The sequence below is a fragment of the Kineococcus aridisoli genome, assembly GCF_050871885.1.
In the GTDB taxonomy this organism is placed as follows: domain Bacteria; phylum Actinomycetota; class Actinomycetes; order Actinomycetales; family Kineococcaceae; genus Kineococcus.
This window is the reverse complement of the sequence record NZ_JBJLSF010000003.1, coordinates 37,025-51,149: the sequence shown is the minus strand read 5'-3', so window position 1 is coordinate 51,149 and position 14,125 is coordinate 37,025. Positions and strand designations below refer to the sequence as shown.

Below are 14,125 nucleotides of genomic sequence, written 5' to 3'. Positions count from 1 at the left end.
ACCGAGCAGGCGATGGCGGGCGCCACGCCCACCGGGACCGGGCACGGCGCCGAGGACATGGACAAGGTCCTCAGCGTGCGGCACGACGTCCGCTCCCGCCCCGGGCAGCCGCAGCAGCACGGCGTCGACCCGGTCGTCATCGACGGGCACCCCGACACGACCCTGGAAGGGCACTGATGGTCCTGGGCCTGAAGATCGGCGAGAACAGCCTGTCCGGCCGGCTGCTGGACCCGGCGCGCGACGCCGGGTACGTGGACCCGCCGCCGCGCAAGGGCTTCTTCACCGACACCTCCGTCTGCATCGGCTGCAAGGCCTGCGAGGTGGCGTGCAAGGAGTGGAACATGGTGCCCGAGGACGGCATCGACCTGCTCGGCATGTCCTACGACAACACCGGCGGCCTGGGTGCCGACTCCTGGCGCGCCGTCGCCTTCATCGAGCAGTCGCGCCCGGTCGGCGCGCAGAGCTCGCCGTTCGCCGGTGCCGCCACGGGGACCTCCTCCGAGGCGCTGCAGCAGGACGTGGTCGCCGCGGGCGTCGACGTCTTCGACGAGGCCTCCCGGCTGGGCACCGGCGTCCCGGGCGGCCAGCCGCTCGCCGACGTCGCCGCCGAGCGGAGCGGCGCGGCGCCCTCGGGCGGCTGCGCGTGCGGCAGCGGTGGCGGTGGTGGCTGCGGCGGCGGTGCACCGACCGCCGCGGCGACGGCCACGGCGGGCACGGGGGGCACGGCGGCGGGCACGGCCGAGCAGACCGGGCAGTTCCTCGGCATGCCGGGGATGCTCGCCCCCGCCCCCGTGCCCGACCGCCAGGGCCGGCAGGACGTGCGCTGGCTGATGATGTCCAACGTCTGCAAGCACTGCACGCACGCCGCCTGCCTGGACGTCTGCCCCACGGGGGCGCTCTTCCGCACCGAGTTCGGCACCGTCGTGGTCCAGCAGGACGTCTGCAACGGCTGCGGCTACTGCGTCTCCGCCTGCCCCTACGGCGTCATCGACAAGCGCGAGGGCGACGGCCGGGCCTGGAAGTGCACGCTGTGCTACGACCGCCTCGGCGAGGACCAGACGCCCGCGTGCGCCAAGGCGTGCCCCACGGAGTCGATCCAGTTCGGCGACCTCGACGAGCTGCGCGAGCGCGCCGAGCGGCGCCGCCGGCAGCTGCACGAGGTCGGCGTCACCGAGGCCCGCCTGTACGGGGACGACCCCGACGACGGCGTCGGCGGGGACGGGGCGTTCTTCCTGCTGCTCGACGAGCCGGAGGTCTACGGCCTGCCGCCGGACCCGGTCGTCACCACCCGCGACCTGCCGTCCATGTACAAGCACATGGCCGCCGCGGCCGGGTTCATGGTGCTCGGCACGCTCGCGGCGGCGGTGGGCCGGCGATGAGCCCGCAGGAGCCGCCCCAGATGAGGGGTTTCCGGCAGGAGGACCCCCGGCCCTCCCAGCGCACCCCGCACCAGCCCGGCCAGCCCGGCTCCGAGCACGCCGACGGCACCGACCCGATCGGCGGGCAGGCCGCACGCATGTGGGGCGCCGGGATGGGCAAGCGGGACGCAGGCGCCGGCCGCAAGCGCAAGGGCGACGTCAACGCCGTCGTCCCGGACGCGGAGTTCCGCTCCTACTACGGCCGCGCCGTGCTCAAGCCCCCGGTGTGGACGCACGACATCGCCTACTACCTGTTCACCGGCGGCCTGGCCGCAGGCACCTCGATGCTCGCCGCGGTCGCGGACGGCAAGGGGCACGTGGCCGCCCGCCGCGGGCTGCGCCTGACCTCGCTGGGCGCCGTCGGTGCCAGCGCGTACTTCCTCATCATCGACCTCGGCCGGCCCGAGCGGTTCTACAACATGCTCCGCATCGCCAAGCCCACCTCGCCCATGTCGGTCGGCACGTGGATCCTGTCCGCGTTCGGACCGCTGTGCGGGGCCGCCGCCGTCTCCGAGGTCGGCCCGCTGCTGCCGCGGCACGGCCTGCTCGGCCTGGCCCGCCGCCTCGCCGGGCCGCTGGGCTCGGCGGCCGGTGCCGGGGCCGCGCTGACGGCACCGCTGCTGGCCACCTACACCGCCGTCCTGTTCGCCGACACCGCCGTCCCCAGCTGGCACGAGCCGTACCGCGAGCTGCCGTTCGTCTTCGGCGGCAGCGCGCTGGCCGCCGGCGCGGGCGCCGGCCTGGTGCTCTCGCCGGTGTCCCAGAACGCCACCGCCTCGCGCGCCGCGCTCATCGGCGCGAGCGTCGAGCTGGTCGCGGCGCACCGCATGGAGTCCGGCCACGGCCTGGTCAGCGAACCGTTCCACCTGGGGCGTCCGGGCAGGTTCCTGAAGCTGGCGCGGGCGCTGACGGCCGCGGGGGCCGTGGGGGCCGTCCTCGGCCGCCGCTCGCGCGTCGCCTCCGCGCTGTCCGGGGCCGGTCTGCTCGCCGGGTCGTTCCTGACCCGGATGGCGGTCTTCGAGGCCGGGGTCGCCTCGACGAAGGACCCCAAGTACGTGGTCGTCCCGCAGCGCCAGCGCCTCGCCGACCGCGAGGCCCTCGCCCGCGAGGACCACCACGCCGAGGACGAGCGGGCCCGCGGGGCCCGCGCCTGAGAGGACCGGTGGAACCACCCGCCGGGCGGACGGCCGGCACAGCGGCCGCCCGCTGACCACACCCCCGCAGGGAGGCACCACCGTGGCGTACAAGACGCCGGACCAGATCGCCGTCGCCGCCGCGGCGGCCGGTGAGAAGAAGGCGCACCTGCCGGTCGCGAAGATGCTCGTGGGCGGCTTCCTCGCCGGCGCGTACATCGCCTTCGCCGGTCTGCTGGCCGTCGACGTGACCGCCGGGCTGGACCCCGCCCTGTGGGGCGGGGTGACCACGCTGCTCACCGGCGCGGTCTTCAGCATGGGCCTCGTCCTCGTCATCGTCGCCGGGTCCGAGCTGCTCACCGGCAACATGGCCCTGGTCCCCATGGCGGTGCTGCACAAGCGGATCGGCATCGGCCGCCTCGGGCTGAACTGGAGCGTCATCCTCGTCGCCAACCTGCTCGGCGCGCTGTTCGTGGCCTACGTCCTCGCCATCCAGGCCGGGGTCGTCGGCACGGCCGGCTCCCCGGACGGCTCCACGGCCGCCGCCACCTACGAGCGGCTGTCGGCCATCGCCACCGGCAAGGCGGTCACCGAGTCCAACGGCACGATCTTCCTGCGCGCCATCGGCTGCAACTGGCTGGTCTGCCTGGGGGTGTGGATGGCCCTGGCGGCCGAGGACATCGCCGGCAAGGTCCTGGCGATCTTCTTCCCCATCACCGCCTTCGTGGCGCTGGGCTTCGACCACATCGTGGCCAACATGTTCTTCCTGCCCGCCGCGCACTGGGCCGGCACCCCCGGCTTCGGGTGGGGCGACATCCTGCGCAACTGGCTGTTCGCGGGCATGGGCAACGTCGTCGGCGGCAGCGTCTTCGTCGGCCTGGCCTACTGGTTCCTCTACCTGCGCGGCGCCCCGGCCACCCCGGCCACCACCGCCGGGACCTCCGACGGCAGCGGCACCTCCGGCGCCCCGCGCCAGGAGCAGCGCAAGCCCTGAGCGCGCGGGCGCCTCAACCGCGGACGACGAGGGTGGTGCCCTCCTGCGCGGGGACGAACTCCCCGACCACCGGGTACCCGGGCACCTCCCCGGCGACCAGCAGCCCGCCGGAGGTCTGCGCGTCCGCCAGCAGCACCAGCTCGTCCTCGTCCAGGCCGTCGGCCCGCAGGCCCGGGCGGACCCAGTCCAGGTTGCGGCGGCTGCCGCCCGGCACGTGGCCGGCGGCCAGCGAGGCCCGCGCCCCCTCGACGTAGGGCACGGCGGCGGCGTCGACGACGGCGGTGACCCCGCTGGCGCGGGCGACCTCGTGCAGGTGCCCCAGCAGGCCGAAACCGGTGACGTCGGTGGCGCAGCGGGCACCGGCGGCCAGCGCCGCGGCCGAGGCGTCGGCGTTGAGGGTCGTCATGACGGCGATCGCCTCCTCGAACACCTCCCCGGTCTGCTTGTGCCGGTTGTTGAGCACCCCCAGCCCCAGCGGCTTGGTGAGGGTGATGGGCACGCCCGCGACGGCCGCGTCAGCGCGCAGCAGCCGCTGCGGGTCCCCGGTGCCGGTGACGGCCATCCCGTACTTGGGTTCCGGGTCGTCGATGCTGTGCCCGCCGCCGAGGTGGCAGCCGGCCGCCGCGGCGGCGTCGGCGCCCCCGCGCAGCACCTCGCGCGCCAGCTCGCGCGGCAGGACGTCGCGCGGCCAGCCGAGCAGGTTCACCGCCACCAGCGGCCGCCCGCCCATGGCGTAGACGTCGGAGAGGGCGTTGGTCGCCGCGATCCGGCCGAAGTCGTAGGCGTCGTCGACGACGGGGGTGAAGAAGTCGGCGGTGGCGATGACGGCCGTGCCGCCGTCGATCCGCACCACCGCCGCGTCGTCGCCGACCCCCACGAGCAGGTCGCCGCCGGCGGCCGGGGCCAGCCCGGCCACCATCTCCTCCAGCTCGCCGGGCGGGATCTTGCACGCGCACCCGCCGCCGTGGGCGTACTGGGTCAACCGCACCTGCTGGGCGCTGCTCCGAGCCGTCACGGCCGCCACGGTAGGTCACCGCCGCCGCGGTGTGGCAGGGTGGCCCCCGCGCGCTGCCCGGGGAGGCGTACGGGTGCCTGGTGGCCCCCGCGGTCTTCAACACCGACGTGACCGAGCACCTCGGTCAGGTGGGTTCGATTCCCATCCGCCTCCGCCAGCGCGTAGGTTCCTGCCCCGTGCCAGCGACCGTGCCCCCCACCGCGCCGCAGGACGCGCCGCAGGACGTGCGCCGCAGCGTCCCGCGCACCGACGCGGTGCTGGCCGCACCGGAGCTCGCCGACGCGCTGGAGCGCCACGGCCGCGACCTCGTCAAGGGACTGGTCCGCGAGGTGCAGCAGCGGGTGCGCGCGGGAGCCGTGCCCGCCGCCGACCTCGTGGCCGAGGTCCTGGCCGCGCTGCCCCCCGCCGGCTCCTCCCTGCGCCCGGTGCTCAACTGCACGGGAGCCGTCCTGCACACCAACCTCGGCCGCGCGCAGCTGTCGGCCGCGGCGCTCGAGGCCGTCGTCGCCGCGGCCGGGGCCACCGACGTGGAGATGGACCTGGAGACCGGCCGCCGCGCCCGCCGCGGGCGCGGCACGCTGCAGGCGCTGCGGGACGCCGTCCCCGAGGCCGGGGACGTGCACGTGGTCAACAACGGCGCCGCCGCGCTGGTGCTGGCCGCCACCGCGCTCGCCGCGGGCGGCGAGATCGTCGTCAGCCGCGGCGAGCTCGTCGAGATCGGCGACGGGTTCCGCCTGCCGGACCTGCTGGAGTCCACCGGCGCGCGGCTGCGCGAGGTGGGCACCACCAACCGCACGACCCTGGCCGACTACGCGGCCGCGATCGGGCCGCGCACCGGCATGGTCCTCAAGGTGCACCCCTCCAACTTCGTCGTCACGGGCTTCACCGCCGGCGTCGAACCCGGTGAGCTGGCCACCCTCGGCGTGCCCGTCGTCGTCGACACCGGCTCCGGCCTGCTGCGCCCGGACCCCGCCCTGCCGGCCGAGCCCGACGCCGCGAGCGCGCTGGCCGCCGGCGCGCACCTGGTGACCGCCAGCGGCGACAAGCTGCTCGGCGGCCCGCAGGCGGGTCTGGTGCTGGGCCGCGCCGACCTCGTCGAGCGGCTGCGGCGGCACCCGCTGGCCCGGGCGCTGCGGGTGGACAAGCTGACCCTGGCCGCGCTGGAGGCGACCGTGCGCGACGTGCGCAACCCCACGAGCACGGCGGTGCACGCCGACCCCGAGCGGCTGCGCGCCCGCTGCGAGGCGGCCGCGCAGGCGGTGCGGAGCGCCGGTGTCGAGGTGTCCGTGCAGGCCGCGCCCGCGGTCGTCGGCGGCGGGGGAGCGCCCGGTGTCGAGCTGCCCTCCTGGGTGCTCTCGCTGCCGGAGGCGTTCGCGCTGCCGCTGCGGCGCGCCACCCCCGCCGTCGTCGGGCGCGTCGAGCGCGGCCGCCTGCTGCTGGACCTGCGCTGCCTGGCCCCCGAGCAGGACGCGCGGGTCGCCGACGCGGTCGCGGACGTCGCGGCGCTCGCGGCGGGGGCGCGCTGATGCACGTCGTCGCCACCGCCGGTCACGTCGACCACGGCAAGTCGACCCTCGTGCGCGCCCTCACCGGCCGCGACCCCGACCGCTTCGCCGAGGAGAAGCGGCGCGGGCTGACGATCGACCTGGGCTTCGCCTGGACCGAGCTGCCCGGCGCCGGGCCGGTGGCCCTCGTCGACGTGCCCGGCCACGAGCGCTTCGTGCCGACGATGCTGGCGGGCGCCGGGCCGGTGCCCGCCACGCTGTTCGTCGTCGCCGCCGACGGCGGCTGGATGCCGCAGTCGGCCGAGCACCTGGCCGCCCTGGACGCCCTCGGCGTGCGCCACGGCCTGCTGGTCGTCACCCGCGCCGACCTCGCCGACCCCGCCCCGGCCACCGAGCGGGCGCTGGCCGAGCTGGCCCGCACCTCGCTGGGCCGGGTGCCCGCCGTGGCGTGCAGCGCGGTGACCGGCCAGGGGCTGGACGAGGTGCGCGCGGCGCTCGCCCGGCTGCTCGCCGCGCTGCCCGTGCCGCGGGCCGAGGCACCCGTGCGGCTGTGGGTGGACCGCAGCTTCACCGTCAAGGGCGCCGGGACCGTCGTCACCGGCACCCTGGGCGCCGGCGGCGTCGCCGTCGGCGACGAGCTGGAGCTGCGCGGCACCCGGGTGCGGGTGCGCTCGGTGCAGAGCCTGGAGGCGGAGGTCGAGCGCGCCACCGCCCTCGCCCGCGTGGCGCTGAACCTGCGCGGCGTGGACCGCTCCGACGTCCGCCGCGGCGACGCGCTGCTGACCCCCGGCACCCACGTGCACACCGACGTCGTCGACGTGCGGCTGCCGGCGGGCGAGGAGGGCCGGCAGGACGCCGGGCAGCTCGTCGTGCACGTCGGCTCGGCGGCCGTGCCCGCGCGGGTGCGCCCGCTGGGCGCCGACGGCGACGACGCCCTGCTGCGCCTGCAGCTGGCGCAGCCGCTGCCGCTGCGCCTGGGCGACCGGCTCCTGCTGCGCGACCCCGCGCGCCACGTCGTGCTCGGCGGGGCGACCGCCCTCGACGTGCGCCCGCCCGCCCTGCGCCGGCGCGGCGCCGCGGCCGCCCGCGCCGCCCAGCTGAGCCTGCTGCGCGGGGAGCCCGACGAGGCCTCCGAGCTGCGCCGGCGCCAGCTGGTGCGGGCGCCGCTGCTGCGGGCGATGGGCGTGCCGGTGCGCTCGCGGCCGGTGGCGGGGGACTGGTACGCCGACCCCGCGCACTGGGCGCGGCTGGGCCCGGCGCTGCTGGAGGCGGTGCGCGCGCACCGCGCGGCGCACCCGCTGCAGCCCGGCCCGAGCCTGGAGGAGGCGCGCCGCACCCTCGGCCTGCCCGACCGCGCCCTCGTCGAGGCCCTCGTCGCCCCGCCGCTGCGGCTGGCCGACGGCCGCGTCGTCGAGCGCACCGACACCCTGCCGCCCGCCGTCGAGCGCGCCGTCGAGGCGGTGCTGGCCGACCTCGCGCGCCAGCCGTTCGCCGCACCGGACGTCGAGCGCCTGCGCGAGCTGCGGCTGGGGCGCACCGAGCTGGCGGCCGCCGTGCGCGCCGGCCGGCTCGAGCGCGTCGCCGACGGGCTCGTGCTGGCCCCCGGCTACCGCCAGCGCGCCGCGGACCTGCTCGCGCGGCTGCCGCAGCCGTTCGCCACCGCCGACGCCCGGCGCGCGCTGGGCACCTCCCGGCGGGTGGCGGTGCCGCTGCTGGAGGAGCTGGACCGCACGGGGATCACCCGCCGGGGTCTGGACGACCGGCGCACCGTGACCACGGGGCAGGGCCGGTGAGCGGCGGGCGGGGGAGCGGGCGGCCGCCCGGGGAGGCCCCCGAGGACCTGGACGCGCTGACCACCGAGTCCTCCGGCGAGCTCGGCCCGCAGCTGGAGGCGATGTCGACGCCGGAGCTGGTGCGGCTCGTGGGCGAGGGCGACGCGCGCGTCGCGGACGCCGTGGCCACCCAGCGCGAGGCCATCGCCGCCGCCGTCGACGCGATCGCCGAGCGCATGGCCCGCGGCGGCCGGCTGCTGCACGTGGGCGCCGGCACCTCCGGCCGCCTCGGCGTCCTGGACGCCTCGGAGGTCCCGCCCACCTTCGGCACCCCGCCCGGCCTGGTCGTCGGGATCGTCGCCGGCGGGCCCGCGGCGCTCGTGGAGGCCGTCGAGGCCGCCGAGGACGACCCGGCGGCCGGGGCCGCCGCGCTCGACGAGGCCGGTGCCGGGCCGCTGGACAGCGTCGTCGGCATCGCCGCCAGCGGGCGCACGCCGTTCGTCCTCGGCGCCCTGGAGCGCGCCGGGCAGCTCGGCTGCCTGCGCGTGGGCCTGTCCTGCAACGCCGCCACACCGGTCAGCGCCCGCAGCGACGTCGCCATCGAGGTCGTCGTCGGCCCCGAGGTCGTGCGCGGCTCGACCCGGCTGCGGGCGGGCACGGCGACGAAGCTCGTGCTCAACACCCTCAGCACGCTGGTGATGGTCCGCCTCGGCAAGACCTACGGCAGCCTCATGGTCGACGTGCGGGCCACCAACGCCAAGCTGCAGCAGCGGGCGCTGCGCATCGTGGCCACCGCGACCGGGGCCGCGGACGAGCAGGCCCGCGCCGCCCTCGCCGCGGCCGACGGCCACGCCGGGACGGCCGTCGCGATGCTGCGCCTGGGCGTGGACGCCCCCGCCGCGCGCGCCGCCCTAGAGCGCGCCGGCGGATCGCTGGCCCGGGCGCTGGGTGAGCTGTGACGCGCGTCCTCGGGATGATCTCCGGGACCTCCCACGACGGCATCGACGTGGCCGTCGTGGACTTCCACCTCGAGGGCGGGGTGCTGCACGCGCGGCTGGGCCACCGCGGCAGCGTCCCGTACTCGCCGGACCTGCGCGCCGCGCTGGTGCGGGCGCTGCCGCCCGCGCGGCTGAGCGCGCGGGAGCTGTGCGCGCTCCAGGTGCGCATCGGCCAGGAGTTCGCCGCCGCCGCGGCGGCCGTGCCCGAGCCGTTCGACCTGGTCTGCTCGCACGGGCAGACGCTCTACCACTGGGTCGAGGACGGCCGGGCCCGCGGCACCCTGCAGGTCGGCCAGCCCGCCTGGACCGCCGAGGCCACCGGTGCCCCCGTCGTGGCCGACCTGCGCACCGCGGACGTGGCCGCCGGCGGGCAGGGCGCCCCGCTGGTGCCGCTGCTGGACCGGCTGCTGCTGGCACCGCACGTGGCCGCCGGCCGGCGGGTGGCCGCGCTCAACCTCGGCGGCATCGCCAACGCCACGCTCTGCGGCCCGGGCGCCGAGCCGGTGGCCTTCGACACCGGCCCCGCCAACGCCCTCGTGGACGCCGTCGTCGCCGCCGACCCCGCCGTGCCGGAGGTCTTCGACCGCGACGGCGCGCTCGCCGCGGCCGGCACCGTCGACGCGGCGCTGCTGACGGCCCTGCTCGCCGAGCCGTACTACGCGCTGCCCGCGCCCAAGAGCTCGGGCAAGGAGCTCTTCCACGCCGGGTACGTGCAGGCCGTGCTGGAGCGGACCGGGCTGCGGCCGGCGCTGCCCGACCTCGTGGCCACGCTCACCGAGCTGACCGCCCGCACGGTGGCGCAGGCCCTCACCGCGGCCGGTGCGCAGCTGGTCTTCGCCTCCGGCGGCGGGGTGCGCAACCCCGCGCTGATGGCCGCGCTCGCCGCGCGGCTGCCGCCCGGCGCGCTGCGGCGCACCGAGGAGCTCGGCTGCCCCGCCGACGAGAAGGAGGCCGTGGCCTTCGCGCTGCTCGGCTGGGCGCACGTCCACGGCCTGCCCGGCAACGTGCCCTCCTGCACCGGCGCCGCCGGCCCGCGCGTCCTGGGCGCGCTCACCCCGGGCACCCGCACCGGCGCCGGCCGGTGGCGGCCCCCGCCGGCGCCGGCGAGCTGGCCGGGCGCCCTCGTGCTGTCCTGACCCGCCGCCCGAGCCGCCGTCCCGGGCCGCCGTCCCGACACCCGTTCGGGTGAGCGCCGGAGCATCTCGACAGGACGCGCCCGGACGGGTGAAGTAGACAGGTAGTTCTAGATCCGTGACGATGAGCGATTGATGGAGCGCACCGAGTGATCGGTGCGTGGTCCCGTCCGCAACGGCCCCCGGGGCCGGGAGGAGCCCGATGACCCGCTGGCCCTGGTCGGCACGACACCTCGCCGGCGACGACGTCCGCACCCGCGTCGTGCCCTGGGCGCTGGCCTCCCCGCTCGTCGTCGTGGGGGTCGTCGCCCTCCTGCAGCGCCTGCTGGAGGGCGAGCCCACCCTGCAGGCGCTGCTCGCGGCGCTCGCCGGCGGCATCACCGCCGCCGCGCTGCTGCTCGTGCTGGCCGTGCAGTCCGCCGAGCGCCTGGACGCCGAGGGGCTGCGCAACCAGGAGGCGCTGGACGCCGCGCTGCGGCAGGCGCTGCACGACCCCCTCACCGACCTGGGCAACCGCCAGCTGTTCACCGACCGCCTCCAGCACGCCCTCGCCCGCCGCGGCGCCCGCGCCTGCGCCGTCCTCTACCTCGACCTCGACGGCTTCAAGGGCGTCAACGACACTCACGGCCACGCCGCCGGCGACGTCGTCCTCGTGGAGGTCTCCCACCGGCTGCGCGCGGCCGTGCGCCCGGAGGACACCGTCGCCCGCTTCGGCGGCGACGAGTTCGCCGTGCTGTGCGAGGACCTCGCCGACGAGCTGAACGCCAGCCGCATCGCCGAGCGCGTCGTCAGCTCCATCGCCGACCGCCCCGTCGACATCGGCGGCGGCCGCAGCCTGCACATCACCCCCAGCGTCGGCATCGCCCTGGCCCGCGACGAGGGCGACGCCTCCAAGCTGCTGCGCCGCGCCGACGCCGCGCTCTACCGCGCCAAGGAGGGCGGCAAGGCGCGCTCGGAGCTGTTCGACGAGCGCATGCAGGCCCAGGCCGTCGACAGCCGCCAGACCGAGGTCGACCTGGCGCTGGCCGTCGAGCAGGGCCAGCTGCGCCTGCACTACCAGCCCATCGTCGACCTGCGCGACGGGCACGTGCAGGGCCTGGAGGCGCTGCTGCGCTGGCAGCACCCGCGCCGCGGCCTGCTGCACCCGGCGGACTTCGTGCCGCTGGCCGAGCGCAGCGGGCTCATCGTGGAGATCGGCAAGTGGGTCATCGCCGAGGCCTGGCGCACCCTGGAGCACTGGTACGAGCGCATCGAGGGCTGCGACCTCACCATCGCCGTCAACGTCTCGCCCAAGCAGCTGGCCAACGCCGAGCTGCTCGACGCCATCGCCGCCGCCCAGCCGAGCGGGCCGGCCGGCAACGCGCTGCTCGTGGAGGTCAGCGAGGAGCTGCTCGTCGCCGACGCCAAGGCGCACTTCAGCACCCTGCACGCGCTGCGCATGATGGGCGTGCGGGTGGCCGTCGACGACTTCGGCGCCGGCGTCTCCTCCCTGGCCCACCTGCAGACCATGCCCATCGACCACGTGAAGGTGGACCGGCACTTCATCGCCGGCCTCGGCCAGCGCCGCCAGGACGAGGCCGTCGTCGCGGGCATCATCGGCATGGCCAAGAACATGGGCGTGGGCGTCGTCGCCGAGGGCGTGGAGTCCCAGGGCCAGCTGGACGCGCTGCGCCGGCTGGGCTGCGACGCCGCGCAGGGCTTCCTGCTGGGCCGTCCCGACCCCCGCGTCGAGGGCGTCCTGGACCTGGCGGCCCTGGAGCCCCTCCGGGACACCGCCGTCCGGGACACCGCCGTCCTGCAGAGCCCCGAGGGCGTCCCCACCCGCTGACCCGTCCCGCACCACCCGCGCCACCACGGCCGGCGCCGCCCTGTGGACGACTCGTGATCTTCCGCGGTGCACCGCGGAAGATCACGACGGAAGGGTGGGGTAGCGTCGGCGGGTGCCGCGGATCGTGCTGGAGGACCTCACCGACCCGGCCCACGCGACCCACCTGCGCGACTACACCTCGCTCAAGGACGTGCAGCTGCGCGCCCGCCGCGAACCCGCCGAGGGGCTGTTCCTGGCCGAGGGCGTCGAGGTGGTCCGCCGGGCCCTGGCCGCCGGTCACCGGCCCCGCTCCTTCCTGCTGACCCCGGCGCGCCTGGCGGACCTGGAGGACGTGCTGCCCGCCGACGCGCTCGTCTTCACCGCCCCCGTCGAGGCGTTCGCCGCGCTCACCGGCGTCGACCTGCACCGCGGGGCCATCGCCTCGATGCACCGCCCCCCGCAGCGCACGGTGGCGCAGCTGCTGGCCGCGCTGCCGCCCGGCCCGGCGCGCCTGGTGGTCCTCGAGGACGTCGTCGACCACACCAACGTCGGCGCCCTCTTCCGCTCCGCGGCCGCCTTCGGCGTCGACGGCGTGGTCGTCAGCCCGCGCTGCGCCGACCCGCTGTACCGGCGCAGCGTGCGGGTGTCGATGGGCACCGTCCTGCACCTGCCGTGGGCGCGGGCGGGCGCCTGGCCGGGGGACCTGGACCTGCTGCGGCAGGCCGGGTTCACCGTCGCCGCGCTGGCGCTGGGGGAGGACGCGGTGTCGCTGGCCGAGTTCGCCGCCCCGCAGCGCCTGGCCCTGCTGCTGGGCACCGAGGGCGACGGGCTGAGCCGCCGCGCGCTCGGCGGTGCCGACGTCGCCGTGCGCATCCCCATGGACGAGCGGGTGGACAGCCTCAACGTCGCCGCCGCCAGCGCCGTGGCCCTGTGGGCGACGCGCGCATGAGGCGGGTCGCGGTCCTGGGCGCCGGGGCGTGGGGGACGGCCGTCGCCGGCCTGGCGGCGCAGGGCGGGCCGACGCGGCTGTGGTGCCGCCGCCCCGAGCTGGCCGAGGAGGTGCACCGGTCGCACCGCAACGCCCGCTACCTGCCGGACGTGCAGCTGCCCGCCGAGCTGGCCGCCTCCGCCGACGTGCACGAGGTCCTCGACGGCGCCGACGTCGTCGTCCTCGCCGTGCCGCTGCAGCGGCTGCGCGCGCAGCTGACGGCCTGGCGGGAGCTGCTGCCGGCCGTGCCGCTGGTCAACCTCGCCAAGGGCGTGGAGCAGGGCAGCGGCCTGTTCGGCGCCGAGGTCGTCGCCGACGTCCTCGGCACCGCGAGCGGCACCGGCGGCGGGCGGGACGTGGCGGTGCTGTCCGGGCCGAACCTGGCGCTGGAGATCGCCCGCGGCCAGCCGGCCGCCACGGTCGTCGCCTGCGCGGACCTGGCCGTCGCGACGGCCGTCGCGCAGCGGCTGGGCACCCCCTCCTTCCACGGCCACCCGGTCACCGACGTCGTGGGCGTGGACGTCGCGGGGGCCCTGAAGAACGTCGTCGCGCTCGCCGTCGGCATGGTCGAGGGCGCCGGGCTGGGCGCCAACGCCCGCGCGGCCGTCCTCACCCTGGGCCTGGCCGAGACCGCCGCGCTCGGGGTGCGCCTGGGCGGGGAGCAGGGCACCTTCCTGGGCCTGGCCGGGGCGGGCGACCTCGTGGCCACCTGCACCTCCGGGCTCTCGCGCAACCACCGCGTCGGGGTGGCGCTGGGGGAGGGCCTGCCGCTGGCGGCGGCGCTGGAGCGCTCCGGCGGCACGGCCGAGGGCGTGTGGACCGCCCCGGCCGTGCTCGACCGCGTCGGCGAGCTGCCCTTCACCCGCGAGGTCGTCGCCGTCCTGCGCGGGGAGAGCCCGCCCGCCGAGGCGGTCGGCCGGCTGCTCTCACCGGTCTGACGGGCCGGCCGGGACCGCGCCCGGGGTGCCCGGAGCGGCGACCAGCCGGCGCAGGGCCAGCAGCGCCGCCGGCGCGTACGCGGCGGCCAGCACCACCGGCCCCTCGATGCGCAGCGTCGTCAGGCACCCGCCGGGCACGGCGAGCACCCGGTGCTCCAGCCCGGCGGTGATCCCGGCCGCCTGCACGACCCAGCGCCAGCTGCGGGCCGCCTCGTCGACGGCGGTGACGCGGAAGCGGATCCGCACCCCCAGCGGGGCGCGGACCGTGCCCGTGACCCCGGGCGCGATCGCGTCGGCGGACGCCTGCACGGACCGGATCTGCGGCGACCACGCCGGCCAGCGCCCGATCAGCGCGTAGTCCTCCCACACCGCCGCCGCGTCGCGGCCGCCGCGGGCGAGCAGCATCACGGCTGCCTCACCGGGC

Annotated in this window: 12 protein-coding genes and 1 tRNA gene; 11 read left to right on the top strand and 2 right to left on the bottom strand. The window is 77.5% G+C overall.

The genetic code is table 11. The features are described 5' to 3' along the window. Nucleotides 1–176: 176 nt before the first annotated feature. The 3 genes from ACRYM2_RS01655 (at nucleotide 177) to ACRYM2_RS01645 (ending at nucleotide 3,545) form a co-directional block, all read left to right on the top strand. Nucleotides 177–1,379 (top strand): 4Fe-4S dicluster domain-containing protein, encoded by a 1,203-nt coding sequence (locus tag ACRYM2_RS01655; RefSeq protein WP_432519394.1) that lies wholly within the window; start codon nucleotides 177–179, stop codon nucleotides 1,377–1,379. After that, nucleotides 1,376–2,572: an NrfD/PsrC family molybdoenzyme membrane anchor subunit gene (nrfD, locus tag ACRYM2_RS01650; RefSeq protein WP_432519392.1), complete on the top strand. Its 1,197-nt coding sequence runs from the start codon at nucleotides 1,376–1,378 to the stop codon at nucleotides 2,570–2,572. The genes ACRYM2_RS01655 and nrfD overlap by 4 nt, the downstream gene beginning before the upstream one ends. Nucleotides 2,573–2,654: 82 nt before the next feature. Continuing rightward, nucleotides 2,655–3,545, top strand: coding sequence for a formate/nitrite transporter family protein (locus tag ACRYM2_RS01645; protein ID WP_432519390.1), 891 nt, complete (start codon nucleotides 2,655–2,657; stop codon nucleotides 3,543–3,545). Between the two features lie 13 nt (nucleotides 3,546–3,558). Here the strand turns inward: ACRYM2_RS01645 and selD are convergent, their stop codons facing one another. After that, nucleotides 3,559–4,569, bottom strand: coding sequence for a selenide, water dikinase SelD (selD, locus tag ACRYM2_RS01640; protein WP_432519388.1), 1,011 nt, complete (start codon nucleotides 4,567–4,569; stop codon nucleotides 3,559–3,561). A 52-nt stretch (nucleotides 4,570–4,621) separates the two neighbouring features. Between selD and ACRYM2_RS01635 the strand changes: the two genes are divergently transcribed. The 8 genes from ACRYM2_RS01635 to ACRYM2_RS01600 all read left to right on the top strand — a co-directional run bounded on the left by ACRYM2_RS01635 (nucleotide 4,622) and on the right by ACRYM2_RS01600 (nucleotide 13,701). After that, nucleotides 4,622–4,717, top strand: a tRNA-Sec gene (locus ACRYM2_RS01635). Nucleotides 4,718–4,736: 19 nt separating this feature from the next. Further along, a complete protein-coding gene (gene selA, locus ACRYM2_RS01630) occupies nucleotides 4,737–6,086 on the top strand; it encodes an L-seryl-tRNA(Sec) selenium transferase (RefSeq protein ID WP_432519386.1) in 1,350 nt (449 codons plus the stop codon). After that, nucleotides 6,086–7,858, top strand: a complete 1,773-nt coding sequence (gene selB / locus ACRYM2_RS01625; RefSeq protein WP_432519385.1) for a selenocysteine-specific translation elongation factor — start codon at nucleotides 6,086–6,088, stop codon at nucleotides 7,856–7,858. Before selA ends, selB begins: the two co-directional genes overlap by 1 nt. Then, entirely contained in the window at nucleotides 7,855–8,796 is a 942-nt protein-coding gene (murQ, locus tag ACRYM2_RS01620; protein ID WP_432519383.1) for an N-acetylmuramic acid 6-phosphate etherase, read from the top strand. The genes selB and murQ overlap by 4 nt, the downstream gene beginning before the upstream one ends. Further along, complete coding sequence (locus ACRYM2_RS01615) at nucleotides 8,793–9,971, top strand: anhydro-N-acetylmuramic acid kinase (protein WP_432519382.1); 1,179 nt, start codon at nucleotides 8,793–8,795, stop codon at nucleotides 9,969–9,971. Before murQ ends, ACRYM2_RS01615 begins: the two co-directional genes overlap by 4 nt. 199 nt (nucleotides 9,972–10,170) lie before the next feature. Beyond that, nucleotides 10,171–11,796 (top strand): putative bifunctional diguanylate cyclase/phosphodiesterase, encoded by a 1,626-nt coding sequence (locus ACRYM2_RS01610; protein ID WP_432519381.1) that lies wholly within the window; start codon nucleotides 10,171–10,173, stop codon nucleotides 11,794–11,796. Nucleotides 11,797–11,908: 112 nt separating this feature from the next. Beyond that, the gene (locus tag ACRYM2_RS01605) at nucleotides 11,909–12,724 is read left to right on the top strand and encodes a TrmH family RNA methyltransferase (protein ID WP_432519379.1); all 816 of its coding nucleotides are present in this window, start codon (nucleotides 11,909–11,911) and stop codon (nucleotides 12,722–12,724) included. Next, nucleotides 12,721–13,701, top strand: coding sequence for an NAD(P)H-dependent glycerol-3-phosphate dehydrogenase (locus ACRYM2_RS01600; protein WP_432519377.1), 981 nt, complete (start codon nucleotides 12,721–12,723; stop codon nucleotides 13,699–13,701). The genes ACRYM2_RS01605 and ACRYM2_RS01600 overlap by 4 nt, the downstream gene beginning before the upstream one ends. On the opposite strand, the gene ACRYM2_RS01595 is transcribed toward ACRYM2_RS01600, so the two are convergent. After that, the gene (locus tag ACRYM2_RS01595) at nucleotides 13,690–14,106 is read right to left on the bottom strand and encodes an SRPBCC family protein (protein ID WP_432519375.1); all 417 of its coding nucleotides are present in this window, start codon (nucleotides 14,104–14,106) and stop codon (nucleotides 13,690–13,692) included. The two genes, ACRYM2_RS01600 and ACRYM2_RS01595, sit on opposite strands and share 12 nt — an antisense overlap. Nucleotides 14,107–14,125 lie beyond the last annotated feature (19 nt).

Bases quoted from the DNA above. Each gene is read 5' to 3' on its own strand.
- ACRYM2_RS01655 (WP_432519394.1), top strand. From the start codon at position 177: ATGGTCCTGGGCCTGAAGATCGGCGAGAACAGCCTGTCCGGCCGGCTG.
- selB (WP_432519385.1), top strand. From the start codon at position 6,086: ATGCACGTCGTCGCCACCGCCGGTCACGTCGACCACGGCAAGTCGACC.
- ACRYM2_RS01610 (WP_432519381.1), top strand. From the start codon at position 10,171: ATGACCCGCTGGCCCTGGTCGGCACGACACCTCGCCGGCGACGACGTC.
- nrfD (WP_432519392.1), top strand. From the start codon at position 1,376: ATGAGCCCGCAGGAGCCGCCCCAGATGAGGGGTTTCCGGCAGGAGGAC.
- ACRYM2_RS01600 (WP_432519377.1), top strand. From the start codon at position 12,721: ATGAGGCGGGTCGCGGTCCTGGGCGCCGGGGCGTGGGGGACGGCCGTC.
- ACRYM2_RS01595 (WP_432519375.1), bottom strand. From the start codon at position 14,106: ATGCTGCTCGCCCGCGGCGGCCGCGACGCGGCGGCGGTGTGGGAGGAC.